We start from the raw sequence: 23,947 nt of genomic DNA, 5'->3' as shown, positions 1-23,947 counted from the left end.
ATATATTGTTGTAGAAAAGTAAGATATTATTTTGCTAGAATCTCAACATCCCATGCGCTTAGCACTTCTTTAGGTGATTGGCCCGTTAGCAAATCATAATATCCCTCCTTAAATTCATCTGGCAATGGCTGGGAATCATTACTCATGTTCAAAACAAAGTACAACTCCTTACCATCAGCAGTAACCCGTCTCGTGACCTCTAAGTTAGTATTTTGAGCTAAGGAAGCCAGTGATAAGTCATCGACCACCATCGATATCACCTTATGTAAGCTGTCATGGTCAAGACGGCTACCAACATACCAGGCTTTTCCTTGACCGTATTTATTTTCGGTAATCGCCGGGGTGCCTGCGTAAAACTCGCTCGCGTACTTGGCGATTGTCTTAGCGCTTTCTAAGTGAATTAGGTCCGCCATCAAGTGACCGGATAGTTGCTGTCCACCAGTCAAGGCAATTTTGACATCCTGATCTGGAAGGATCGCATCGCTTTCCTCAACCCAAATTCCGGTGACCTGCTTCAGTGGACCTGGGTAGCCACCAGGATAGATATTATCAGAGGCGTCAACCATCCCCGACATAAAGGTCGTCAGCAAGTGGCCGCCCTGCGCGACATAATCTGTAATTTTCTCTTCCAAACCAGGTTTGACCATGTATAAGACCGGGGCCACTACCAGGTCATACTTGCTAAAATCATCATCAACTGAAATGACGTCCGTCGGAATATTGCGCTCATAGAACTGCCGGTAATAGTCTAAAATGATCGGCAAATACTGGAGGTCGTGGGTAATCCCATCGACGTATTCAAATGACCAGAAGTTACTCCAATCAAAGATGAGTCCAACTTTTGCGTTAGGCATTGAACCCTTAATCGTTGGCCCGACTTTACGTAAGTCATGCCCAAGGCGCTCAACTTCTTGAAAAGCCCGGGTATCTGTCCGGCCATAATGACTGATGACGGCCCCGTGGTACTTTTCTGAACCACCAAGTGCTTGCTTTAGCTGGAAGAACTGAACGGTATCTGCCCCATGAGCGACCGCTTGCAGTTCTGTTGCCCGCATCTGTCCTGGACGTTTTAACGGGCTATATGGTTGCCAATTTACTTGTGATGGTGTTGATTCCATCAACATAAATGGCTGCTGCTTAAGGGTCCGCATCATGTCATATAAGAATGCCGGGTGGTATGTCGGCATATCGTAAGCCGGGTAACTATCATAAGAAATAATGTCTTGTGATTTAGCCCATTTTTGGTAGTCAATCATCTTATTTGGCAGGCTATGGAAGTTAGTTGTCACCGGAATATCTGGGGAGTACTGTTCAATAATCTGCTTTTCCATCTGATATAAGTTAAGCAGTTGGTCAGATTGAAAACGCAGGTAGTCAACGGATAGCCCCGCAACAATTGTCTCTGTACCCTCTGGACCCCAGGCATCCCCGAGCTCATTTGGCACGACAATTTCATCCCAGTCATGAATAGTATGACTCCAGACGTTCATATTCCACGCTTGGTTCAACTGATCAAGGGTGTGGTAGCGGCCCTTAAGCCACTGCCGAAATTCCTTTGCGCACGCATCACAATAACAGTTGCCACCATATTCATTGTTAACGTGCCAAGCGACGATATGCGGATTGTCACAGTAGCGTTTAGCAATCCGCGTTACGAGGTCGCTAGCAAGACGTTGGTAATTTTTACTGCTAGGACAAAAGTTATGCCGGGCACCAAAGACATGACGGCGTCCCTGATAGTCGACCCGGGCCACGTCAGGGTATTTCTTAAACATCCATGCAGGCATTGCGGCAGTTGACGTCGCCATCACAATGTCAAAGTCAGCATCTGAGAGAGTTTTAACAATCTTGTCTAACTGGCTAAAGTCGTATTCCCCTTCTTGCGGCTCAAGCAGGGCCCAGGAGAAGACATTAATCGTCGCTGAGTTAATCTCTGCTTGCTTAAATACCTTGATATCATCCGACCAGGTATCTTCCGGCCATTGCTCCGGGTTATAGTCCCCGCCATATAAAAATTGTGGTAAATCTTTTTTCTTCATTATTAATCGCACCTTATTTAAAATCGACAGTCATTACTTCATCACCATGGTTGACACTTTGGCCAGGCGTAAATTCACTGGTATCTTCAATGTGATGAGGCTGGGCAAAGAAGGTCACAACTACATCACTATAACCATTTTGCTTAATCAAATCACGGTCGAAGTCAAAGAGTAATTGTCCTTTCTTAACGTCTTGACCATCAACGTAGTGGGCGTTGAAACCTTCACCCCGCATCTTAACGGTGCCGACACCAAGGTGGACAATCATCTGCAACCCCTTGTCAGATGTAATCCCAAAGGCGTGCTTGGTTCCAAAAGTGAAATTAATCTTCCCATCAAATGGGGCATAGAGTTGGTCACTGGTTGGCTTAATTGCAAATCCTTTACCAGGGAATGGTTTGCCATCCTGGTCAAGAACTTCTTTCATCGCCATTAATTGGCCATCAACCGGCGCATAAAGGACCTGTTGCTTAGTCGTTGCAGCAGGAGCTTGTTCTTCCGTAGCTTCCCCGCTTGCTAACTTGTCCTTTAATTGTTCAACCACTTCTGCGTGCTTCTTTTCACTCAACTTAACCTTAAATAAGAAGACCACAATTGAACAAATTGCTAAGACTAATGGGATGTAAAAGGCCATGCTATCAAAGGTGTTGATATCGTGGGCAGTCATATCTGCGGCTGTAGCACTACCAGTCATCCCGGCAGCAATCGCGATATAACCAACTAACCCGTTAGAAATCGCCCCAGTTAACTTATCAATCATTGGCCGCACAGCCAAGACAACGGCTTCATTCCGTTGACCGTTCTTTAATTGCCCGTATTCAATCGCATCGGTCAGGGTCAAAACAGTAACTAATTGGGCGAAGTTAATGTTAAAGAGAACCAGGCCAAGGTCCATCATAAAGATGTTGGACCGGAAGAAGATAAAGATGACGTAGGCCAAACTCATGAAGACTTGGCCGGCAACGAACAACCACTTCCGCGGAATAAACTTGTTTAAAATTGGGTAAAGCGGACTGGTACAAAAACCAATAATCGTGGCGATAACCCCAACAATCCAGAATTCACCAGGCTTACCGATAACAAACTTGTACAGGTAGAACAAAACCCCGTTCGTAACAACATAGGCACAGGAGTACAGTAAGTAAGCTAAACTTGGCCATAAGATTTGGTCATTGTGGAAGATCGCAGAGAATACTTCCCGAATGGTCGTCTTTTCTTGAGCGGAATTACGGATTACATTATGCTTTTCCTTTGTTCCTAAGCAAACTACAACCGCACTCAAAATTGCTAAAGCAGAAATAATGGCTGCAAAGGCAAACCAACCGGCAGGTCCTTCCTTGTGTTGACCAGTGGCCATGAAGGTAAAGGCCGTTACGATTGGCACCACGATAATCGTTAAACCGTTCCAACCAATCGTCCCAGCAAAGGCACCTAGTGAGGTGTAGACCCCCCGCTCGTCTGAATCTTCACTCAACGCTGGGACCATTCCCCAGTAGGAGACATCAGAGAAGGAGTAGAAAATATCGAAAGTAATAAAGATAATCACGAAAAGAATAGCAAATAATACCCAGTTATGTTTGGCAATCCCAAAGATACCGGTAAAGAGAATCAAAAGTAAAATTGCACTAACGATATTCCCCATCAAAATCCAGGGTTTGAATTTCCCCCAACGGGTCTTGGTGTTGTCAACAATATTTCCTAGCAGCGGATCGATTAAGAGTTCCAAAATCCGGACAGACACGATCAACCCGGTAATCAAACCGATCAGCTTGTCGGCCACCGATTTACTAAGGCCAGCAAACATTCCACTAGTAACGAAAATGATAAAGTAAGTACTCATTACCCCATAAAAGGCGGAGTGTCCTAGATTACCAAAGCAAAATGACGCCCGGGAAATCAGCTGCTTCCCGGTAAGCTTATGGCTACTTGACATAAATAAAACCTCCAAACTACAATCTGTAATCGCTTACAATAGAATTATAGTCCTCTATTACCATTTAGTAAATGTTTTATTTTAAAAGTAAAATCATTACTAGAAAGAAATAAAAAAACTAATTGATTAAGTTACCAGTTCTTTGGCATTTAAACAATTAGTTAGTTGTAAAACTTTTTCTATACACAATATCAGTATTTACCATCAAATGCATCTGCGGACGGCCTGGATGAGTTATCAGGTCCTGCAGTAGTGCAATTGCCATCCGACTTAGGCTTTGCTGATTGATATTATACGAGGTTAACGGTGGCGAGACGTACTTCGCAACTTCACTATTATTGATACTAATAAGGGCTGTATCGCGAGGAATCATAACCCCAACTTCGTTAAAAGCCTGCAATACACCAACACTTAAAGTATCGGAAGCCACAATGAATGCATCGGGTAAGTGATCCCCACTTTTTTCGAGAACCATCTTGCCTAAGCGATAACCATTTTCAACATTAAAACGGCCATCTACATAAACCGGTGCCTCTTTAATACCATACATCCCCGCAAATTCGCGGAAAGCAATTTCTCGACTATCACGTTGCTGCGAATTATTTAATTTTAGCCCCGTGCCCCCTATAAAGCCAATCCGTTTATGGCCCGCTTTTACTAGTCGTTGAAGGGCATCCTGAATCGTTAATGCTAAGTTTGGCTGAACAGAATCAAATAGCTGGGGTGCTGGATTAATATCAACAAAGACGCCATTTGGTAATTTTTCATGCAGTATCGTTAACTCTTTCAAAGTAATCCGATCAGCACCGACACCTATGAAACCCTGAAAGGAGTCAGCTGCCGTCACCAAATCCTCTATACGACTAAAATTTTGAATTTGTAACCCTGCTTTATCTACTTCCTTAAGAATTTCATTACGAAGGAAAGCAAAATACTCATCCTGTAACTGTTCTTCACCACTTACGCGGTATAAAAGTGCAATATTAGGACGAATTGGCTGCTGACGGCGTTTCTTTTGGTTATTCCAATAGCCAAGTTCATTAGCCACCTTCATAATTTTGTTACGGGTTGTCGGAGTGATTGATAATTCCGGATCATTATTTAACAACCGAGACACAGTTGCTGGTGAAAAGCCTGCCTTAGCTGCTATTTCTTTAATTGTTGCCATTACTACGCCTCCCTTCTTCTTTACTCATTGTACTAAATAGTTACCCCATTTGTAAAAAGAGTAAATCACAATAATATTGATTTATTCATTAATATTATTAAGAGGCCTGTTTTCCAAAGGCTTATTGGGTAGCAAACGTTTTAGGTCTATCGTTGCATAAGAATTACAATACATATTCCAATCATAAATGTCTCTAGGTTTGCCAAAAGTCAAGCTAATAAAATTCTATATAATTAAATTTCACCAAACTTCTTCCCGTAATCCCTTGTTTATTATCAGCAAAATGCGCATAATTATATTTGTGATTTAAATGTTAAGGGGAAATGATAATGCACAAAATTTCAAAAAGTTTATTACTCGTCGCAGCCGGTGTTACGCTTGGTACTAGCACCGCTTTGGTCGAACAAACACCAACGGTGACTTATGCCGCAACAATGTCCCAGGAAAACTTTGACCTAGCCAACCGGGACATTGCCGACTACCTTGGCAATTGTCAGCAATACGAACAAAATGACCAAACCTTTAAGGGGTTCACGAGCATCAAGTCAATCAAGTACACCAAGAACAATCAGATTAAGGTTGACGTTAACGATGACATCTACCAATTGCCAAAAGCACGGCGAACCTTATTGATTCAGACGCTGCAAAACGGGGTCTACGGCACTCTCGCCGATAATAACCTCAAGAAGTTGTCAGAAAAGGATATTGAAAAGGGCTGCAAGACAACCATTTACTTAAACGGCCACGTAATCGGGCATAGCAGCACTAATGATACGCGCAAGATTAGCTGGAACAAATAAATAAAAAAGTCGTGAGCTTCGATTAGTTGCTCACGACTTTTTTCTCTCATGATTATTTCCTATAAATCAATTTCTAATTCAATCGGCGTGTGGTCACGACGCTCGCCGGAGTCAATCATCCCCGCCTTCGTAACCTTATCAGCCAAACGGTCGCTGACCAACCAGTAGTCGATCCGCCAGCCAGAATTGTTTTGCTTACTGGTGAGAACTCGCTGCGCCCACCAGGAGTATGCCCCTTCTTCATCAGGATGGAGCTTTCTAAAACTGTCCGTAAAACCAGCGGCGAGTAGCTTACTAAAGTTTTCCCGCTCTTCATCCGTAAAACCGGCAGAATGATGGTTATTTGCCGGGTGCGCAAGGTCGATTTCTTCGTGGGCAACGTTAAAGTCCCCACTGGCAATGACTGGCTTCTTGGCGTCAAGCTCCTTCAAGTATTCCCGGTAGCAATCATCCCATTCTTGCCGCTCGTCCAGCCGCTTTAGCCCATTCCCGGAATTCGGGGTATACACTTCAGTAACGAAGAAGTCCGGAAATTCAAGGGTGATGATCCGTCCCTCATCATCCATTGGTGCTGGTGCGCCAATCTGCGGGTAGCTAACCGTTGGCTGGTACTCTTCTTTATAGAGGTACATCGTCCCGGCATAACCTTTACGGGCGGGTTCAACCGATGAACGCCAGGCCAAGTCATAGCCAGGAAAGAGCTCATTTAAGACTGCTAAGTGCTTTTTTGTTGGCCCGTTTTTGGACAGCTTCGTCTCTTGAATAGCAAATACGTCCGGCGCCAGCGCCGCAATCTTCTTGAGAACTTCTCGTGTCTCACCGGCCCGCACCGATGTTCCAGTCAATGCTGCATTGATTGAATCAATATTCCACGAAATGAATTTCACGCTTATCTTCTCCCTGTCTCGTTTACTAATAACTTCCCTTACCCGCTAAATCTAACCGGGTAAAGCTAACCTCTTCAACTATATGATAGATAACAAATTTATGCAATAAAGCAGCCGAAAGTCAGTCCTTATCAATCCTCGTCAGCGACTGCGGCCGGTCAAAGGCATAGCCCTGCCGGAGTTCAATTTGTAGTTGGTCGGCAAGTCCCAGATCCTGCTCATCTTCGACCTTCCCCACAATTGGGGTGACATTAGGCTTCGCTAACCACCGATACTGTTCAAGTTATCCTCATTACTTTTCAAGGATGAAGGCCCCGAAGTCGCGCTTGGTTTTATCAATGCCTAGCGGTCATTTACTCATGCCAACCAACTTGACTTTGTACTGGAAGGTATTTTCAACCAACTGTTTGCTGGCGAACCGGCATTACTACAACAAGGCTATTACTGGGGAAAGAGTTCCCGGACACTTTCATAACTAAAAAGCGAGACCGAAATTTTCAACCTCGCTTTTTTATCGTGAATTTATTTTAAAGACAAAAAGAACTCCTGTCTCACAAGGATTCCATCGCCGAATTTATCAGTTATCCTTGCAATTAAAGTCAGGGAATGTCAATAAACATGTGTTTTCTTTACGATATTAAAAAAAGACTATATACTTAAATTGTCACATAAAGTATATAGTCTCTCTGTTCCATCACCGATAAGCTGATGGATTTTTTATTTTAAATGCCAAGAATATTAATAATGTTTCGAAAAACCTGTTTAGGTATGTGATCAGTATGATCGACAATCTTATATTTACGGTTTTGCAAATCTAAACTTGTCATTTGCTCTACTAGCAATGTCCCTTTAGTCACAGTTCCTTCCTCTTTTCCATCCCATTTAATAGCGGTTGGAAAAGATTTATCTTCACTTGTAAATGGGATAACCCACGCAAAAGGTGTAGCAACTGTTAGAAAAGGATCACTAACTACAAGCCAAGGACGATAACCTTTTTGTTCATGGTTATGTTCTGGCTTAGGCGCGTTATCAAGCATGATAATATCGCCCTTTGTTATCTGTGATGATGCCATAGCACCACCTCCTATACAATTTTTAGAGTGTTCCAGACGTCTTTCAACTCGCACACTAAAGCTAAATCAATTCATTTCCAACTGGTTTACCCTTATCAACTATTTCGAATGGATATGGTTTACTAGTATCATACCCATTAAACATCTGTTCTAGACGGCTCTTTTCTTTTTTAGGTTTTATTATTAGCGAGTCTGAAGTTATTGTAACTTCAACTTCTTTATCGTTTGGAGCAATTCCAATTTTATCAAGGATTGTTTTAGGGAGTCGGATTGCATTGGAATTGCCCCACTTTCCTAATTTAAGCGTTTGTTCCACGTTGCATTCCTCCTTAAAAGATGAGAACGTCCCCTCTTTACTTTTTGTCACACGCCTAGTATATCCAAGGATATACATATTGTCAATTAATTCAACATCAAAAGCCTGAGCGACTATTGCAGATTGTCCACCAGCCCCTCGAGCTAATTCGTTTATTTAAAAGATTTATCATATCTTCTAGTGTTATAGTATTTATCCGAGCAAACTTTACTAGCAAAATCTTGCATAAATTCACCCACCCAAACTTGTTACTGGATAGTTCTTAAGTTCAGATAAAGCAATCTCATAATCATATAATAAGAAATCATTAACATTGTTACTAAGGGTTAGTTTGTCTTCATTCACAACATGCCAAAGTATTCTGATAACCTATTTAACCAATACTTTTAATTACCTGAATACGGCCATTGTTTAGGACATTCTGGCGGTTCATGAAGTGAAACTTTGACTAGTCTGGGCTCGACACATTGACTGCCAACTAAAGCAGATTTCAAATAACCAAGTGATGATGGTAACTAAAGAAATCGTTGAATGACGACGTTTGAAATTGATTCGTTTACTAAGCTGACTTAGACTAATTAGCTTGATAAATGAAGAAATTAAGTTTTAGTATCGTTCTCGCTCCGAATCTAAGTTATTACTTTTCATTGCGCAAAGCTCTTTTCTACTTAGTTTTTAGGCGATTTAAGTATAACGCGAGAGTCTTGCGTTTTCTATTTTTATAATAAAAAAAGAGCGCCTTTTAAGCGCCCACAATCAGTTAGCTTTAAGTAACTGGTAAACTGCTGAAAGGTAATTCCTGGCTAACTAGCAGTTAAGCTATCAGAGTCAGCAAGCCTTCCTTAACTAATACAGAGTATAAGAACTATTTTCATGCTTCCAGCACATTAATCTAAATATTTTGCAAAGCGAACTTCACTCTCAAAACAGTCTACATGGCTTTCTTCTAGTGCGCCGCTTTCCGGAACGATAGTAACATAAGGCTCCTCGTCATCTTCCGTATTCCAGGGCCCGGTATAGCTTAAAATTTTACCAATGATAACCTGGTTATCATTGAAAACGAGTTTTGCTCTTGCTTGACGATCAAATTTACTTAAATTCATCGTTTCCATTCTCTCCCTGAAGCACTAAATGACTTACGGCTTTTCGTTTTGGGCTAAGACTTTTTCCCATGTTGTTGATTAATTTTGCCCCTACTGCTTTGCCATTTGCAAAAGCTCTTGGGCATGCTCCTTGGTTAGCTGGGTAATCTTTTCTCCCGACAGCATCCGGGCAAGTTCTTCGACCCGTTGGTTTTCCTTTAGTGGCGTGACCTTCGTGGTGGTCCGTTCATCGTGAACCGACTTCTTAATTAAGAAGTGGTGCTGGGCAACGGCAGCCACCTGCGGTAAGTGGGTAATACACAAGACTTGGGAATGCTGTGCAATCAGCTTAATCTTATCGGCAATTGCCTGGGCAACCCGGCCGCTCACCCCGGTGTCTACTTCGTCAAAGATAATACTCGTTACCCCTTCTTTTTGGGCAAAAATCGTCTTAAGGGCGAGCATGACCCGTGACAATTCCCCACCGGAAGCGATCTTGGCAAGGGGCCCCATCGATTCTCCCGGGTTTGTCCGGATGTAAAATTCGACCTGGTCAATCCCGGTTGGGGTAAATTGCTCATGGCTGTCATTAGCAAAGTGAACCTCAAACTCAGCTTTTTCCATGTATAGTTCCTTTAGCTGCTGGTGAACCTTTTTGCCCAGTTCATGGGCAGCCTTTTGCCGGACCTGGCTTAACTGCCGCCCGGTCTCGCGGATTTCTTTTTCAGCAACACCTAGTCGTTCTTCAAGGTCGCTATTCGAGTCGGCAGCCTCTTCCATCCCATCCAATTCCTTTTTAATCTTAGTATAGTAGCGTAGAACTTCTGCTAAGGAATCACCGTACTTATGTTCTAAGTCGCCAATCGTTGTCAACCGCTGTTCAATCTGTGCCAATCGTTCATCATCAAATTCTAGCAGGTCAAGTTGCTGGCTAGCCTCATTAGCCACATCCTGGAGGGCATAGTAGGCATCATTAAGCGCCTTGCTGAGGTTGTCGTACGCATCATCAAACTCCGCAATTTCGTTAATGGCGTCCATGACCGTAGCCACCTGGTCTAGCACCGGTTGTTCACCGTCGTTAAAGGTGGTCGCCGCCAGCTGGAGGGCGTTGTTGATTTGCTGGAAGTGTTCAAGCCGGTCGCGTTCACTTACCAGCTCCTCTTCCTCATTTTCCTTTAGGTTTGCCTCTTCAATCTCATTTACCTGGTAGCGAAGCATGTCGAGCCGCTGAGCCCACTGCTGTTCGTTAGCCTGCTTCTTATTTACCGCTGCCTTAAGCTTGATGTAGGCATGGTATTGTTCCTGGTACTTTTGGCGAAGTGGACCCACTTCCTTAATGGCAAACTGGTCAAGCATCCCCAGGTGGGTCTCCGGCTGCATCAACTGCTGGTGCTCATTTTGCCCCTGGATGTCAACCAGCCCCGCCCCAATTTTCCGGAGGGTCGTGGTATTAATCAGCTCGCCGTTAACCCGGATCGTATTGCGACCGTTACGGTGGATTTCCCGTGAAATGATCAAAATCTCATCTTCGTGGTTAATCCCGAGGGAATCCAACAATTCGTCAAAGGCTGGATCACGGGGGATTGAAAATTGCCCTTGCAGGTGCAGCTTTTCTTCACCCCGGCGGATAAATTCCTGGGACCCCCGGCCACCAGCGAGGAGGCCGACCGCATCAATGATGATTGACTTACCGGCCCCCGTTTCCCCGGTAAGGACTGTCATTTGGTTGGCAAACGTTAGCGTCAAATGCTTGATAATCGCTAAGTTATCAATTGTAAGTTCTTGTAACAAAAATACGCACCCCTCACCTAATCTAGCATTGCATTAAGCTTTTCTTCGAGGTCGACCGCTGCTCGGGCAGAATTGCAGACAACTAACACGTTGCTGTCATCGCCAATTGTCGTAAAGACAGTTGAAAACTCCATCTTCCGAATTAGGCTGGCGATTGCTGGGCCGTTACCAGGGTGAACGGTGATGGCGAGAAATGATTCATTCCGCTTCAATTGTTCAAGCGAGTCATGGAGTGCAGCAGCTAGCTGCCCCTCTTCACCTTGCGGCTGGTAGGCGGGCATCCCGTAACGGTAACCACCGTCATCTGCGGGCACCTTTATCAACTGCATTTCCTTGATGTCACGGGAAATGGTCGCCTGGGTCACCGTCAGCCCCATCGCACGAAGGTGGTCAACTAAATCTTCTTGGCGTTCAATACTCTCGCTGGTAATTAATTCGCGAATTTTTTGCTGGCGTTCTGCCTTCTTCATCTCCACAGTCACCTCCCTATTCTTTTCGATTCAAGTCTTCATCCGCGGCCGCAATCACTTTATCAATGTCAATTCCTTGCGCAAGGGTTCCCTGCTGGTCGCTTAAACGAAGGTGGACTAAGAATTCCATGTTCCCTTGGCCCCCCTTAATCGGTGAATAGTCAAGGCCCAGGATATCAAAGTGATCTTCACGAGCAAAACTGAGAACCTCTTCTAGGACCATCCGGTGCACCTGGTGGTCACGGATTATCCCATTTTTTCCAACATGTTCCTTGCCTGCTTCAAACTGGGGCTTGATCAAGGCCACGACTTCGTCACCCTGTTTTAATATCTGGGCAAGCGGAGGCAGGATCAGGCGCAGGGAAATAAAGGAAACATCAATTGAGGCAAACTCTGGCTGCCCACTCGTAAAATCTTCCCGCTTGCTATAACGGAAGTTAGTCTGTTCCATTACAACTACTCGTGGGTCTTCGCGTAACTGCCAAACTAGCTGGTTTGTCCCAACATCAAGGGCATAGCTCAGTTTCGCCCCGTTTTGCAGCATTACATCCGTGAAGCCCCCGGTCGATGAACCAATGTCTAAGACGGTCTTACCCTTGACCGAAATATTAAAGACCTTAAGCGCCTTCGCTAATTTAAGTCCCCCGCGACTAACGTACGGCATCTTGTGCCCCTTCATGTGCAGGGTCGTCGTTACTGGAATCTTTTGTCCCGGCTTATCCAAGCGCTCATTGTTCTTACCGAGAATTTCACCAGCCATCACTGACCGCTTTGCCTGTTCCCGCGAGTCAAACAGACCTTGTTGAACTAATAAAACATCTACACGTTCTTTTTTCATCATTATTATCCTTACATCTTAAAATATGCCAAAAATTGGTCGTAACCGGCAAACGACTTTCCTGTCAGGGCAGTGAGTTGCTGCTGATTATCCTTTGCTGCCGCCAGAGCAATTGATAGTTGCTCTTTGGCACCGTCAACTCCTAATAGGCCGGGGTAGGTATTTTTGTGCTCGCCAGCATCCTTATGAACTGCCTTCCCCATCTGCTCTTCGGTTCCCAAGACATCCATTAAATCATCATAGATTTGAAAAGCCAGGCCAAAGTTTGCCCCGAAGGCAGCAAGGGCGTGGTTGACGTCGGCCGGCTGGTCGGTAATAATGCCGCCAGCTAAGACCGCATACTGCAACAGGGCGCCCGTCTTTTGCCGGTGAAGGTAGCGAAGGGCGTCGAGGTCTAAGTGCTGGTGCTCACCTTCAATATCGCGAGCTTGCCCGGCAACCATCCCCGCTGGGCCGGCTGCCTTCGCCAATTCACAGGCTAATCGGCTGCGTGTCGTTGCTGGCAATTGGTTGTCAGTAACCCATTGAAAAGCTAATGTTAACAGACCGTCCCCGGCTAACGTTGCCATTCCCGCACCAAACTTGCAGTGGTTGGTTGGCTTTCCCCGCCGCAATTCATCATTATCCATCGCCGGTAAGTCGTCGTGAATCAAGGAATAGGTGTGGAGCAACTCTAGTGCCGCCGCTGCCCGTAATACATCTTGGTCACATACTTTTCCCAGCATTTCCACCGTCGCTAAGGTTAAGGCAGGGCGTAACCGTTTCCCGCCTGCCATTAGCGAATAAGCCATTGATGACTCCAGTGTCTGCTGGTCAACATCTTTTGCCAGGTTTTGCTTAAGATATTCGTCAATCTGTCGTTTTAGGGTTGAAACTGAAGAAACCATTACCGAAAACTCCTAATCTTCTTCACTGCCAAAACCACGGTTACCACCACCGTTGTTGCTTGGGTCATCACTTTGCTTTTCGTAAACTTGCTCGTCGCCATTGTCATCAATCAAGTGACCCAACGTTTTTTCTGCACTAGTTAGCTTTGCTTGAAGCTCCTTTGATAGCTTGATCCCTTCTTGGAACTGGGTCAGGGCTTCTTCTAGGGGAACATTCCCCTGTTCAAGGTGGTTTACAATCTGCTGTAATTGTGCGAGTTGTTCTTCAAAGCTTGGTTCTTGACTTGCCATTTTAGTGCTCCTTTATTTTCTTAATTTCTGCTTGTGCCTCACCGTCATCAAAGTGCAGTTGAATTGTCTGCCCCGCTGTTAACTGTTTTGCATGGTTAACGACCTTATCATCACTCGTCACGTACGTATAACCGCGACTCATAATCTTAAGCGGGCTTAGTGAATCAAGTTGCTTGATCAGGCTAGCAACTGTTTGTGCTTTTTCCTTTTGATAGCTGGTGGCGTTACTTACTAGCTGTTTATTCAACTGATTAACAAGTTGCTTTTCCTGTTGGATCCGGTAAAGCGGCGAGTTAACCGCTAATTGTGACCGCAACCGGTCGACCATCGTTGTTGCGTTTTGGAGTGTTCCCTTTGCCGTCTGCCCTAGCTGGGAAGTCAGCTGGTCAACCTTTTGCGCGTAATTTTCGTAAAGCCGGGTTGGCTGCTGGAAAATGTAACTTTGCATCTGCTTTTGTAATTGCTGGCGGTCAAAATTGATCTTTGTCCGCATGGTATTTAAAAGCCGGTTTTGGTCATCTTTAAGGGTCATTAAAACATCATTTAGCTTTACCGGAGTAGCCAGCTCTGCGGCAGCTGTGGGGGTGGCCGCCCGCTGATCCGCTGTTAAGTCAGCAATTGTCGTATCCGTCTCGTGGCCGACCGAGGAAATCACCGGAATCTTACTAGCAGCAATCGCCCGCGCAACAACTTCCTCATTAAACGGCCAGAGGTCTTCCATCGAACCACCACCACGGCCAATAATCATCGTATCGAAGTTCCCACGCTCATTAGCGCGGTTAATCTGCCGGGCAATATCTGCAGCCGCCTTATCTCCCTGGACCACTGTCGGGTATAAAACAACCTGGGCGATTGGATAGCGGCGGCGAACAGTGGTGTTGATGTCACGGATAACCGCCCCATCAATACTGGTTACAACCGCAATCCGCTTAGGAAACATCGGGAGCGGCTTTTTCGGTTGGTTAAATAAGCCTTCCGCACTCAATTTCTTTTTCAGCTGTTCAAAGGCAAGGTAGAGGGAGCCAAGGCCATCTGGTTCCATCCGGTCAATATAAATCTGATAACGGCCACTCTTTTCATAAAGGCTGACGTGACCGACAACGCAAACCTTCATCCCCTGCTCCGGCGTAAACTTCACTGTCCGAAACTGGCGCTCAAACATGACGGCATCGATGACTGCATTATCATCCTTGATACTGAAGTACTGGTGCCGCTGTCGCAACCGAAAGTTTGACAATTCCCCCGTCAGGTAAACCGTCTGAAGGTAGGGGTCGCGGTCAAACTTCATTTTAAGGTACTTCGTTAATTCACTTACGGTTAAATACTGACTTCTATCCATGGTGCCTCCACTGTGCAAGGTCAACAGTCTGCTCCATTAAACTGGCAATCGTCATCGGGCCTACTCCACCAGGGACGGGTGTAAGCAGCCGGGCCTTATCTTTTACCCCCGCAAAATCAACGTCACCAGCTAGCTTACCAGATGGCAAGCGGTTAATCCCAACATCAATCACGACAGCACCGTCTTTGACATCTGCTTCCTTGATCAGCTGAGGAACCCCCGTTGCGACAATCAGAATATCCGCGGACCTAGTTAACGCTGACAAATTCTTCGTTCGGCTACCAGCGAGCGTCACCGTCGCGTTAGCGTTATTTAATAATGCGAGCATTGGTTTGCCAACGAGGATACTCCGGCCCACGATTACCACGTTCGCTCCTGTCAGGTCGACATGGTATTCGCTAAACATCTTCATTATCCCCCGGGGAGTGCAAGCAACCGGGTAATGACCGCCTTCGCCCGCAAATAATTTGCCCAGGTTGAGCGGGTTAAGGCCATCGACGTCCTTATCAGGGGCAATCGCCTGCGTAACCACAGCAGGATCGATTTGTACAGGCAGCGGCTGTTGCACCAGGATCCCGTCAATCTGCTCGTCTGCATTTAGGCGGTCAATTTCCGTCAGCAGTTCTGCCTGGCTAATTGTTGCCGGAAACTGATTTAAGACCGAGTAAATCCCCAGCTTTTGGGCCTTACGGTGCTTATTACGGGTGTAAATCAAACTGGCCGGGTCTTCGCCGACAATTACAACCGCAATTCCCGGTGTAATCCCCTGGTGTGCCAGGCTACTTACCCGCTGTTGCGTTATTTCATTTGTCTTTTTAGCAAGTGCTTTCCCATCAATGAGTGTTGTCACAGCGATTGCCTCCTTTTTATCCTCGTTATATTTTACCATACCGGGTCCGGAAACCCGTGGTGTTTACCATCGTAAAAATTAAGTTTAAAAATAATGAAGAGACTGAGTAATCACTCTCAGCCTCATCATCAACTAATTATTTGTGGTTTGCTTTTCAAACTGGCCAAGGGCACCGTTGATAAACTTGCGGGACTTGTCACTGCTAAAGGTCTTCGTCAGCTCCAGCGCTTCGTTAATCGCAACGACTGCGGGAACATTATCGACATATTGCATCTCAAATAATGCTAAACGGAGAATGACAAGGTCCGGCTTAGCCAAGCGGCTAATCGTCCACCCGCTAGCTAACAAACCATTGATTTGTTTATCGAGTTCATCTTGGTGTTCACGGACCCCGTTTACCAAGGTTAGGAGGTAGGCGGGAATTTCTTTTTTATCGTGGTGGGGGATGGCTTCATAGATTGCCTGAATATCAGTCTCGGGATCTGATTGCAATGCAAAGAGAACCTGGAAGGCCTCTTCCCGAATCATGTGTCGGTTCAAACTCATCTTATTCACCAGCCTCGCTATCTTCATGTTCGCCAAACAAGTCATCAGGGTCAACCTGTTGGTCTTCTTTAGCCGTGACGATCCCCTTGATGTGGACGTTTACTTCCTTTACCTTCAAATCAGTCATCAGGGTAATCTGTTGCTTCACCTTGTCTTGGATCTGGGCAGCAACCTTAGGTACGGATACACCATATTCAACGTAAACATCCACGTCTAAGGAAATGTCTTCGTCATTGCTGGAAAGCTTTACACCGCGCCGGTGATCTGAGCGTCCCAAAAGCTCACTTACGCTGTTGGCAAAGGAGCCATACATCTTTGAAACACCATCAATTTCACTTGCGGCAATCCCCGCAATAATTTCTAAAACTCGTGGCGAAATTTGAATTGTCCCTAGTGATTGGTCTTCACTACTTAAAACAATCTTTGATTCTTCAGCCATCGTCAGCCCTCCAATATCATATTTCTTCTCTTAAGTATCGTTTCTATTTTGCACTAAATCACGATGAAATGCAACAGCTGGACCAAGTTCACCCTAGTTGGTAGTGGCCAAGTAATTCCTGATAGTGGTTATACCAGTCGTGTTTCACCAGGTTGAGTTCGGTTATCCGAAAATTTCCTAAAGCAGTGTGCCGATTTTGTTGGATGAAACGGAGTAATTGATCACTATCTGCTAACGGGCCAGCAAAGCGGGCAACCGTCACATGCCCTGAATAGGTCGGATAACGTTCATCAAGCGCCAAGCCCTGACTTGGTAGCTCAGTGCGAATCGCCGTCCGTAACTTAGCTAAACTTGGTGAATAATACCCCGTTGCTAAAATTGCCCCAGGACTAACGATAAATCCAGCAAAGTGCCACTCAACCGGCGCTTGTCCGGCAAGCACCCGCTGTAATGCCCGCTGGTAAGCAGCGGCCGTTTCCGCTGGCAAGGAAAAATTGCTTCTTGCCGCAAGCAGGTCGATGATTGTAATATGCATATCTACCGACGGATAAAAATAAACTGCCGGTGCTAAGCCTTTCAACTCCTGCAAGCAAAAGCTGATATTTCGCGAAACATGGGCGGGCAGCGCTGCTAACAAGGTCAAGCCACGACGGTCATCCTTCTGCTTGCGACTTAAATAGGGGTCAACCTGCTCGTGATGGTTTTTGATTGCGCTAATTCCATCAGCGTTGATGTTGCTGTACAGGTTCGTTAACTTGTCCACCTAATCACCCACAATAATTAGGTCGGTAGAAGCAGTCGTTAATAATTGCGGTCCCCCGTGGGTTACCAGAACATCATCTTCAATCCGGACCCCACCAATTTCTGGAATATAAATCCCTGGTTCAACCGTGATTACTTCATTATTGCGGAGCTTAAGATCAGTCGTCGATGGTCCGTAACTAGCCGGAAGCTCGTGAACGGAGAGGCCAATCCCGTGACCCATCCCGTGGTTGAACTCATCACCATAACCGGCTTCTTCGATTAACTGCCGGCCGGCAAAGTCGAGGCGGTCACCCCGTTGGCCGACCTTCACCGCATCGATAACCGCCTGCCGGGCTTCGTTGACAATCTGGTAAACATCACGTAGCTCTGGGTCAACTGAACCAACAGCAAAGGTCCTCGTCATGTCTGCCGTATAGCCATCAAGGTAATAGCCAAAGTCTAAAGTTACAATATCGCCGTCCTCAATTTGCTTGTCACTTGCCGTGGCATGTGGTTTGGCGGCATTGGCCCCACTAGCGACAATCGTCGGAAAAGAGGCCCCGCTAGCCCCGTGTTCTTTCATCCAAAAGTCAAGGCGGTTGGCAATTTGTCGTTCTGTTATCCCGGGACGGACTTGGCCTAAGATATATTCAAAGCCTTGCTCCTGCAACTTCGCCGCGGCCTGTAGTTTTGCAACTTCCTGACTATCTTTAATCATCCGCATCCGTTCGATTTGCTGGTGGAAGGGAACCAAGTCAGCATCCATTAACTCGTCTAACAGGTCATACAAAGAATATGAAATCGTATCTTCATAACCAAGGACTGCAACCCGCAACCCCTGGCAAATCCTATTTAACGAGCCGTAATAGTCACGAGTAATCGTGGCCACCACTTCATCGCTATCAAACTCCTCTAAGGCTAACTGGTAACGGTCATCGGTCACGATAATTGCATTGTTAGCCGTCACCAATAAGAAACCATCCCCCTGCAACAGGTCAAATCCCGTTAGGTAATAGATATTTTTTTCATCGGTAACTAACAGGGCATCGATAAATAATTCCGGTAATTTCTTTTGTAGCCGTTCAATTCGGGTCATTAGCTATTCCTCCAACCTATTAATTAGTATCATTTTAGCAAATATTTGCTACGGTTGACCGCAAATCCCCCTAAAGTCCCCCTTGTAACCTAAAAATAGCGAAAATAAAAAAGAGAACCCTGCGTTAACAGCGTTCCCTTATCTATTAGCTTATTCAGCGATTGGGTAAACAGATACCTTCCGCTTGCTGCGGCCCATGCGTTCAAACTTAACAACACCGGCTACCTTAGCGTATAATGTATCGTCGCCACCACGACCCACGTTTTCACCTGGGTTGATGTGCGTACCACGTTGACGGTAAATGATCGATCCTGCAGTTACGATTGAACCATCAGCAGCCTTTGTACCAAGACGACGACCAGCTGAGTTCCGACCGTTGGCAGTGGAACCGCCCCCTTTGTGGTGGGAGAAGAATTGCAAATCCATAATCATAGTTGTTCACCTCCGAAAATGAACTTTAATTTAACATTTTAACTTCAATGTTTTGTGGATAGCTCTCTTGAATGTCTACTAAGCCATTCAGAAGAGTCTGAAGGAGGACTTGGCTCTCACGGCCTAAGTCCAACTTGGTGGCCTCCAGGAAACCACCATTAGCACTATCCTGTTCAAGGTGTGGTTTTTTATGAACAACTTGTTCAAGACCATTGATCGTTGAAATAGATAATGCCGAAACTGCAGCACACACAATGTCTTGCCCATACGGACCAGCATCGGCATGTCCAGTCATCTTAAAAGAAGTGACCCGTTGATTCGAATCTAACTTAAATTGTACCCGAATCATGATCTCACCTCCACATTAAGCGTTGATCTTGTTGATAGTAACCTTAGTGTAAGGTTGACGGTGACCTTGCTTAGTGTGAGTGTGCTTCTTAGGCTTGTACTTGAAGGTAACAACCTTCTTTTCCTTGCCTTGCTTGTCAACAGTAGCTTCAACAGAAGCACCATCAACTAATGGAGTACCGATCTTAGTGTCGTCTCCACCGACGAAGACAACTTGGTCAAAAGTAACCTTGTCACCTTCCTTAGCATCAAGCTTTTCAACGTAGATAGAAGCACCTTCTTCTACCTTGTATTGCTTACCACCAGTAACGATAATTGCGTACATCTTTGTGCACCTCCTTAATATCTCAGACTCGCCGCTCCAAGCAGCAGTTGCTTTAAACTTGGTAACGTGCGGTTGTAGTTGTTGGTTCACAAATACAACGTTTGTATGATAGCAAATATTTCATGCACCGTCAACTATTTCTCCAGATTTTCCAAAGAAAAAAGCCGGTGAACTATTCCCCGACTTTTACCGTAGCAATCACATTTCTTTGAGGGATGGCGCTGGTTCCCAATCAAAGAAATTGACCAGCGAAGCGCTGTCGCTACTATATTGTTCTAACATTCTGGCAACACTTTGGGTCATGTACCGCGGTGTGTAAATCATGCCATCTGCAAGCCAGCGACTTACTAAGCCTAAGAATGCGGAATCAACAAAGGCAATCTGCAAATTGAGCGGAACTTCCAATTGCTGGTTTCCATAGATTTGTTCACTAAATCGTGTCATCTCATTGTCCAGCCGATTGTAAAGTTGTTCATAAAAGAAATTATTCTTTTCGTTATTCAGTAAAACATCAAAAATATCAGCATCATTTCCAATGCACTGAAACGCCTTGCACAGTGAGAATACCTGTACCGTTCGCCCTTTTGCTAGGCGGAAATCATTACTATCTACCATTACTTGGCTAAAGAACTCATTGATGATCTCGTGCATGGCGGACTCAATAAAATCATGCTTATCCTTATAATGCAGGTAGAATGTTCCCCGGGTGATGTTGGCAGTTTCAGTAATCTTTTGGACGCTGATGTCTTCAAGCTTTTCACGTCTCATCAGATAAACAAGCGCCTTGCGTAGACTATTCCGTGTCTTGACTACGCGCGGGTCTGTCTTATTTACGGCCATTTAATCATCATCCTTCCATATCCAGCTTAAGTTCTTCCCACTTTCGTACTTCTACTAATTTAAAGTATAGTTGTCATGAAAGCGGTTTGTCAAACAAGCAATTTATTTTAAGAAAAAAATTATATTTGCTTTTTCACATTGACAATGCTTGACCAGAAATTATATACTTAATTTTGTCTGAGGCGGTAGCTCAACTGGATAGAGCATCGGTCTTCTAAACCGAGGGTTGAGGGTTCAAGTCCCTCTCGCCTCATCAGCAATGAAGCTAGTGTTTGCTAGCTTCATTTTGTTTTAAAAAGGATTTTACCTTTAATATTAAAGGATCCATTAACTTTCTAAACATTTTCTTAAATCAGCTTAAGAATGTTACAGAATTGTTGCAAAAGCTTATTTTTCACCCTAATCTATTAGGTAGAGATTGCTTTTTGAGGTGATTTATATGCTACCATTTTTTATTATTGTTTTAATCTTGGTTGCGTCAGTGATTGGTGAAGTTATGTTTGGCACCCTCAACAATCAAGAGGCTGGCAAGCACGGCGCTTCAAACAATCACTTACGAGATCGAAAAGCTTAATCTTTTATCCGTTCAACATAAAAAGAGGTTGGAATCATTGGTTCCAGCCTCTTTCCTATTTTAAATTCATTATAGTGCCGCACGTTGCTCAGCAAGCATTTTCTCATAAGCAGCAGTGACTTCGCTAACTGTCAATTGCCAGTCAACGAGGCCCATCTTTAATAACAGGTGCCAGGCATGGCGAAAGCTCTCCTGCTGGTGGTTGTAATAGCCATCGTTTAAGAAATGCTTAATTGCTAGGTAAGACTTATTAAGGTCCGCCAGCTTGGTCGACTGTTTAGCAGCCGTAATGCGGTTAGCCGTCGCTTCATCTAAAACATCCAGGTGCGTCCACTGCATCTTGGCACTGAATAACAGCATTAACGCCACTGCCTGGGCATATTCTTTCGTTAACCGGGAATGGTCCAGCTCGACCGGGTTAACCACCTTATACCAGCCAGCCGCTGCGGCCATCCGTGACAAGGCCTGGTCAAGTTCAACAAAAATCGTCTGCCGGCGGGCGTCCGGGCCGATCATCAATTCCTTAGCGTCATCAACTTCTAGCTCTAGGTCAATAATTTCGTGGAGCATCTTTGTGATATTAAACATTTTTTCTCCTTCCCAGTTAAATAATAAAGGGACCTGACAGATGTCGCAGTCCCAATTGATTATTTATCTTCTTGGTCGTCTTCAGCGCGTTCTTCCTGGTCATCTGCTGGCTCATCAGTCGACGGCTCTTCTGCTGGCAAATCCTCAACTGGACTCACCGGCTCGTCAAGCAGCTGGTCATCATCGCTTGCCAAAACCATGTGGTCCGTCCGTACCGCCAAGGCATCACGATCATCAAGGTACCACTTCCGTACCAGGTCATAATGGAGCAAGACATCGAAGAACGAAATCTGCTCATCCGGATCCTTGACCATAAAGGCCCATTCTTGACTATAGTCATCAGGGTCAAAGGCAATGTCCAGCTTGGTGTCATGGTCAAGCAATAACTCCGCCCCATTATTATGTGGTAAGTTCATTAGCATATAGTCCTGGTCCGCCGTCGCAACGAATAACCGGTCGATCACGGTTAAGGCTAAGTCCGGCTTATCAAGCATAAAGCGTCGATCATTGGCGGTAGCTAAGATACCAAGGTCAATCGTAAAGTCCAGGTCTTCTTGAAGGTACTTAGCAAAGGCAATCAACGGTTTAACTGCATCCCGCAATTCCAAGTCAGTATGATGTTGCAATGCATAGACGATGAAGTAATTTACTAGGGCCCGGTTGTTAAACTGCATTAACCGGTCCGCCAGGCTCAAGTAGAATAGTGGTTCATGCTGGTTCTGCTCAGTAAAGGCTGCTTCTCCCCGACTGTCAATCTCAAACTTAAAAATTGCTTCCTCGCCGATAGAATCAGCGGTCGCCTCAAACTGGTGGCTAATCTCATTTTCACTCACTTTAATGGCAGTGTCACCGTGCATCTTTAGCAGGCGGTCCATAAAGATTAAGTAATAGTCGTTAGCCCGGTAGTGCGGTGGAAAATCAACGAAGGCATTGGCGAGGTCCATCTTCGCCAGCTTCGTCGTTGCCGCTAATAAATCAGCTGCCCGGTCAGTCGCTGCTAATTGGTCAAGTAAGGCCACGTAGCGCTGCCCAAGGCTTAAAACATCTTTGAATGAAGCGGATAGTGCTTGTACCCGTTCACTTGGTGAAGTAACGATCCGATTATTGCTCATCGTCATCCACCTGCTTTCCGTTTTCGCCGTTAAGACTTGCTAAGTAGTTAGCATAAAGGTTGCGATTGGCTAGTTCAAAGTCTTCAAAACTACCAAAGGTATCAATAATGCTCTTTTGCTCATAACTGAGGATCGTGTTTTCCTTTGATAAGGACAACACTACCCGTTCGTTGTCCTTAATCGTTTGGACTGCTGTCCGGGCTTCCTTTTCTTGCTCCTCTAGCTTTTGCAACTGGTCAACGATCTCTTGCCGGCTCTCCTTGTTTCGACTAGATTCCCAGATACCAGAACGAGAACTAACGTCTTTTAGCTGTTCTTGCAGTTCGTTCCGCTTTTCTTCTCGTTCTTGTTGGTGGTCGATCAAATCTTGCAGGCGGTCATTTTCGCTGGAGATCTTGTTGATCCGTTCGCTATTGTAACGCTTATTGTCACGGGACAGCTCAAATGCCGTCTGTAACTTATCATATTCAGTCTGGTCAAAGGAAAAACGGACATTCAAAACATCTAGTTCCCCAAATTGACGCCGGTCCCACCAGTTACCAAAGTAAATCCGGTAATGGCCCATTTGGTATTCTTCGTAGTAAAAGAATGGGTAGGTCTTACCTAAATACTTAATTAGGTTAACACTGAGGTAGTTGCTCAATTGGTCAGCCAAATCATCGACCAGATTCATTACTCCCTTGTCGTTTGGCTGCTGTTCCCGATGTTCAATCTCTTTTGCGTACCGCTGGTTATCTAATAATTGGTAGATTTCCCGGTCCCGGTGGTTAGAGATTGCATCATTGAACTGTCGCAAATACTTAATCTTCGTTATAATCTGTTGGTTAATCACTTGAGATACATCAAGTGCACCACTATTAGTCTCTACACTCGCCATAAGCATGCTCCTTGTCTAAATAACTACCTTTTATAATAAAGAACTTGCCCCCTGTTTTTCCACTATTTTTAAATTATTTTTAAAAACTTTATAAATCAGTAGTCAAACTACAGTCAATTTTGCCATAGTAGCCATATTTTGCAAGCTAAAAAAGCATGGACCACTGTAATGGCACACGCTTCCTAATATTTCATCAATGCATATCCACTTCTGGGATCTACAAGGTCGCTAAAAAACACTCACTACAGCCAAAGTTAACACA

General features: G+C 45.0%; 26 protein-coding genes, 1 tRNA gene, 1 pseudogene and 1 other annotated feature. Of the genes and pseudogenes, 2 read left to right on the top strand and 26 right to left on the bottom strand.

Going from position 1 to position 23,947, the window contains the following annotated elements:
* Positions 1 to 26: 26 nt before the first annotated feature.
* From CZ502_RS01705 to CZ502_RS01695, 3 genes are all read right to left on the bottom strand, one after another.
* The gene (locus tag CZ502_RS01705) at positions 27 to 2,039 is read right to left on the bottom strand and encodes a beta-galactosidase (protein WP_076459387.1); all 2,013 of its coding nucleotides are present in this window, start codon (positions 2,037 to 2,039) and stop codon (positions 27 to 29) included.
* A gap of 13 nt (positions 2,040 to 2,052) precedes the next feature.
* Positions 2,053 to 3,972 (bottom strand): sugar MFS transporter, encoded by a 1,920-nt coding sequence (locus CZ502_RS01700; protein ID WP_076459386.1) that lies wholly within the window; start codon positions 3,970 to 3,972, stop codon positions 2,053 to 2,055.
* 157 nt (positions 3,973 to 4,129) lie between these two features.
* Positions 4,130 to 5,140, bottom strand: coding sequence for a LacI family DNA-binding transcriptional regulator (locus tag CZ502_RS01695; RefSeq protein ID WP_076459385.1), 1,011 nt, complete (start codon positions 5,138 to 5,140; stop codon positions 4,130 to 4,132).
* A gap of 329 nt (positions 5,141 to 5,469) precedes the next feature.
* Between CZ502_RS01695 and CZ502_RS01690 the strand changes: the two genes are divergently transcribed.
* A complete protein-coding gene (locus CZ502_RS01690) occupies positions 5,470 to 5,940 on the top strand; it encodes a hypothetical protein (RefSeq protein WP_076459384.1) in 471 nt (156 codons plus the stop codon).
* 59 nt (positions 5,941 to 5,999) lie between these two features.
* On the opposite strand, the gene CZ502_RS01685 is transcribed toward CZ502_RS01690, so the two are convergent.
* The 20 genes and pseudogenes from CZ502_RS01685 to CZ502_RS01595 all read right to left on the bottom strand — a co-directional run bounded on the left by CZ502_RS01685 (position 6,000) and on the right by CZ502_RS01595 (position 20,534).
* Positions 6,000 to 6,827 carry an exodeoxyribonuclease III gene (locus CZ502_RS01685; protein ID WP_076459383.1) on the bottom strand — a complete coding sequence of 276 codons (828 nt, stop codon included), beginning with the start codon at positions 6,825 to 6,827 and terminating at the stop codon, positions 6,000 to 6,002.
* A 722-nt stretch (positions 6,828 to 7,549) separates the two neighbouring features.
* On the bottom strand, positions 7,550 to 7,900 hold the full coding sequence (locus CZ502_RS01680) for a type II toxin-antitoxin system PemK/MazF family toxin (RefSeq protein ID WP_076459382.1): 351 nt from the start codon (positions 7,898 to 7,900) through the stop codon (positions 7,550 to 7,552).
* Between the two features lie 61 nt (positions 7,901 to 7,961).
* The gene (locus CZ502_RS01675) at positions 7,962 to 8,216 is read right to left on the bottom strand and encodes an AbrB/MazE/SpoVT family DNA-binding domain-containing protein (protein ID WP_076459381.1); all 255 of its coding nucleotides are present in this window, start codon (positions 8,214 to 8,216) and stop codon (positions 7,962 to 7,964) included.
* A gap of 397 nt (positions 8,217 to 8,613) precedes the next feature.
* Positions 8,614 to 8,845: pseudogene (locus tag CZ502_RS10840) on the bottom strand (IS4 family transposase); the annotation flags it as partial.
* Positions 8,846 to 9,103: 258 nt separating this feature from the next.
* The gene (locus CZ502_RS01670) at positions 9,104 to 9,328 is read right to left on the bottom strand and encodes a hypothetical protein (protein ID WP_076459380.1); all 225 of its coding nucleotides are present in this window, start codon (positions 9,326 to 9,328) and stop codon (positions 9,104 to 9,106) included.
* 81 nt (positions 9,329 to 9,409) lie between these two features.
* Complete coding sequence (gene recN / locus CZ502_RS01665) at positions 9,410 to 11,089, bottom strand: DNA repair protein RecN (protein ID WP_076459379.1); 1,680 nt, start codon at positions 11,087 to 11,089, stop codon at positions 9,410 to 9,412.
* A 17-nt stretch (positions 11,090 to 11,106) separates the two neighbouring features.
* On the bottom strand, positions 11,107 to 11,559 hold the full coding sequence (locus CZ502_RS01660; protein ID WP_076459378.1) for an arginine repressor: 453 nt from the start codon (positions 11,557 to 11,559) through the stop codon (positions 11,107 to 11,109).
* Positions 11,560 to 11,575: 16 nt separating this feature from the next.
* Positions 11,576 to 12,397 carry a TlyA family RNA methyltransferase gene (locus CZ502_RS01655; RefSeq protein WP_076459377.1) on the bottom strand — a complete coding sequence of 274 codons (822 nt, stop codon included), beginning with the start codon at positions 12,395 to 12,397 and terminating at the stop codon, positions 11,576 to 11,578.
* 11 nt (positions 12,398 to 12,408) lie between these two features.
* Positions 12,409 to 13,284 carry a polyprenyl synthetase family protein gene (locus CZ502_RS01650; RefSeq protein ID WP_076459376.1) on the bottom strand — a complete coding sequence of 292 codons (876 nt, stop codon included), beginning with the start codon at positions 13,282 to 13,284 and terminating at the stop codon, positions 12,409 to 12,411.
* Between the two features lie 12 nt (positions 13,285 to 13,296).
* The gene (locus tag CZ502_RS01645; protein WP_076459375.1) at positions 13,297 to 13,575 is read right to left on the bottom strand and encodes an exodeoxyribonuclease VII small subunit; all 279 of its coding nucleotides are present in this window, start codon (positions 13,573 to 13,575) and stop codon (positions 13,297 to 13,299) included.
* Position 13,576: 1 nt separating this feature from the next.
* On the bottom strand, positions 13,577 to 14,914 hold the full coding sequence (xseA, locus tag CZ502_RS01640) for an exodeoxyribonuclease VII large subunit (RefSeq protein ID WP_076459374.1): 1,338 nt from the start codon (positions 14,912 to 14,914) through the stop codon (positions 13,577 to 13,579).
* On the bottom strand, positions 14,907 to 15,764 hold the full coding sequence (locus CZ502_RS01635; protein ID WP_083673296.1) for a bifunctional 5,10-methylenetetrahydrofolate dehydrogenase/5,10-methenyltetrahydrofolate cyclohydrolase: 858 nt from the start codon (positions 15,762 to 15,764) through the stop codon (positions 14,907 to 14,909). Before CZ502_RS01635 ends, xseA begins: the two co-directional genes overlap by 8 nt.
* 132 nt (positions 15,765 to 15,896) lie before the next feature.
* Positions 15,897 to 16,310 (bottom strand): transcription antitermination factor NusB, encoded by a 414-nt coding sequence (gene nusB / locus CZ502_RS01630; RefSeq protein ID WP_076459372.1) that lies wholly within the window; start codon positions 16,308 to 16,310, stop codon positions 15,897 to 15,899.
* Between the two features lies 1 nt (position 16,311).
* Positions 16,312 to 16,749, bottom strand: coding sequence for an Asp23/Gls24 family envelope stress response protein (locus CZ502_RS01625; RefSeq protein ID WP_076459371.1), 438 nt, complete (start codon positions 16,747 to 16,749; stop codon positions 16,312 to 16,314).
* 88 nt (positions 16,750 to 16,837) lie between these two features.
* Positions 16,838 to 17,512 carry a 2'-5' RNA ligase family protein gene (locus CZ502_RS01620; RefSeq protein ID WP_076459370.1) on the bottom strand — a complete coding sequence of 225 codons (675 nt, stop codon included), beginning with the start codon at positions 17,510 to 17,512 and terminating at the stop codon, positions 16,838 to 16,840.
* Complete coding sequence (locus tag CZ502_RS01615) at positions 17,513 to 18,589, bottom strand: M24 family metallopeptidase (RefSeq protein WP_076459369.1); 1,077 nt, start codon at positions 18,587 to 18,589, stop codon at positions 17,513 to 17,515.
* 150 nt (positions 18,590 to 18,739) lie between these two features.
* Positions 18,740 to 19,021, bottom strand: coding sequence for a 50S ribosomal protein L27 (rpmA, locus tag CZ502_RS01610; protein WP_019252495.1), 282 nt, complete (start codon positions 19,019 to 19,021; stop codon positions 18,740 to 18,742).
* A 25-nt stretch (positions 19,022 to 19,046) separates the two neighbouring features.
* Entirely contained in the window at positions 19,047 to 19,370 is a 324-nt protein-coding gene (locus CZ502_RS01605; protein ID WP_076459368.1) for a ribosomal-processing cysteine protease Prp, read from the bottom strand.
* Between the two features lie 15 nt (positions 19,371 to 19,385).
* A complete protein-coding gene (gene rplU / locus CZ502_RS01600; RefSeq protein ID WP_076459367.1) occupies positions 19,386 to 19,694 on the bottom strand; it encodes a 50S ribosomal protein L21 in 309 nt (102 codons plus the stop codon).
* A 14-nt stretch (positions 19,695 to 19,708) separates the two neighbouring features.
* Positions 19,709 to 19,778, bottom strand: a sequence feature (ribosomal protein L21 leader region).
* Positions 19,779 to 19,892: 114 nt separating this feature from the next.
* Positions 19,893 to 20,534, bottom strand: a complete 642-nt coding sequence (locus CZ502_RS01595) for a TetR/AcrR family transcriptional regulator (RefSeq protein WP_076459366.1) — start codon at positions 20,532 to 20,534, stop codon at positions 19,893 to 19,895.
* A gap of 179 nt (positions 20,535 to 20,713) precedes the next feature.
* On the opposite strand from CZ502_RS01595, the gene CZ502_RS01590 reads away from it, so the two are divergent.
* Positions 20,714 to 20,787, top strand: a tRNA-Arg gene (locus CZ502_RS01590).
* Between the two features lie 390 nt (positions 20,788 to 21,177).
* Here the strand turns inward: CZ502_RS01590 and CZ502_RS01585 are convergent.
* The 3 genes from CZ502_RS01585 to CZ502_RS01575 are packed head-to-tail and all read right to left on the bottom strand — an operon-like array spanning position 21,178 to position 23,685.
* Positions 21,178 to 21,696 (bottom strand): hypothetical protein, encoded by a 519-nt coding sequence (locus tag CZ502_RS01585; protein WP_076459365.1) that lies wholly within the window; start codon positions 21,694 to 21,696, stop codon positions 21,178 to 21,180.
* Between the two features lie 59 nt (positions 21,697 to 21,755).
* A complete protein-coding gene (locus CZ502_RS01580) occupies positions 21,756 to 22,808 on the bottom strand; it encodes a hypothetical protein (protein ID WP_076459364.1) in 1,053 nt (350 codons plus the stop codon).
* On the bottom strand, positions 22,798 to 23,685 hold the full coding sequence (locus CZ502_RS01575; RefSeq protein ID WP_076459363.1) for an exonuclease SbcC: 888 nt from the start codon (positions 23,683 to 23,685) through the stop codon (positions 22,798 to 22,800). The genes CZ502_RS01580 and CZ502_RS01575 overlap by 11 nt, the downstream gene beginning before the upstream one ends.
* Positions 23,686 to 23,947 lie beyond the last annotated feature (262 nt).

The organism is Limosilactobacillus caccae (assembly GCF_900156885.1).
GTDB lineage: Bacteria > Bacillota > Bacilli > Lactobacillales > Lactobacillaceae > Limosilactobacillus > Limosilactobacillus caccae.
Note: the sequence above shows the minus strand (reverse complement) of the source record. Positions and strands in the feature narration are given on the sequence as shown.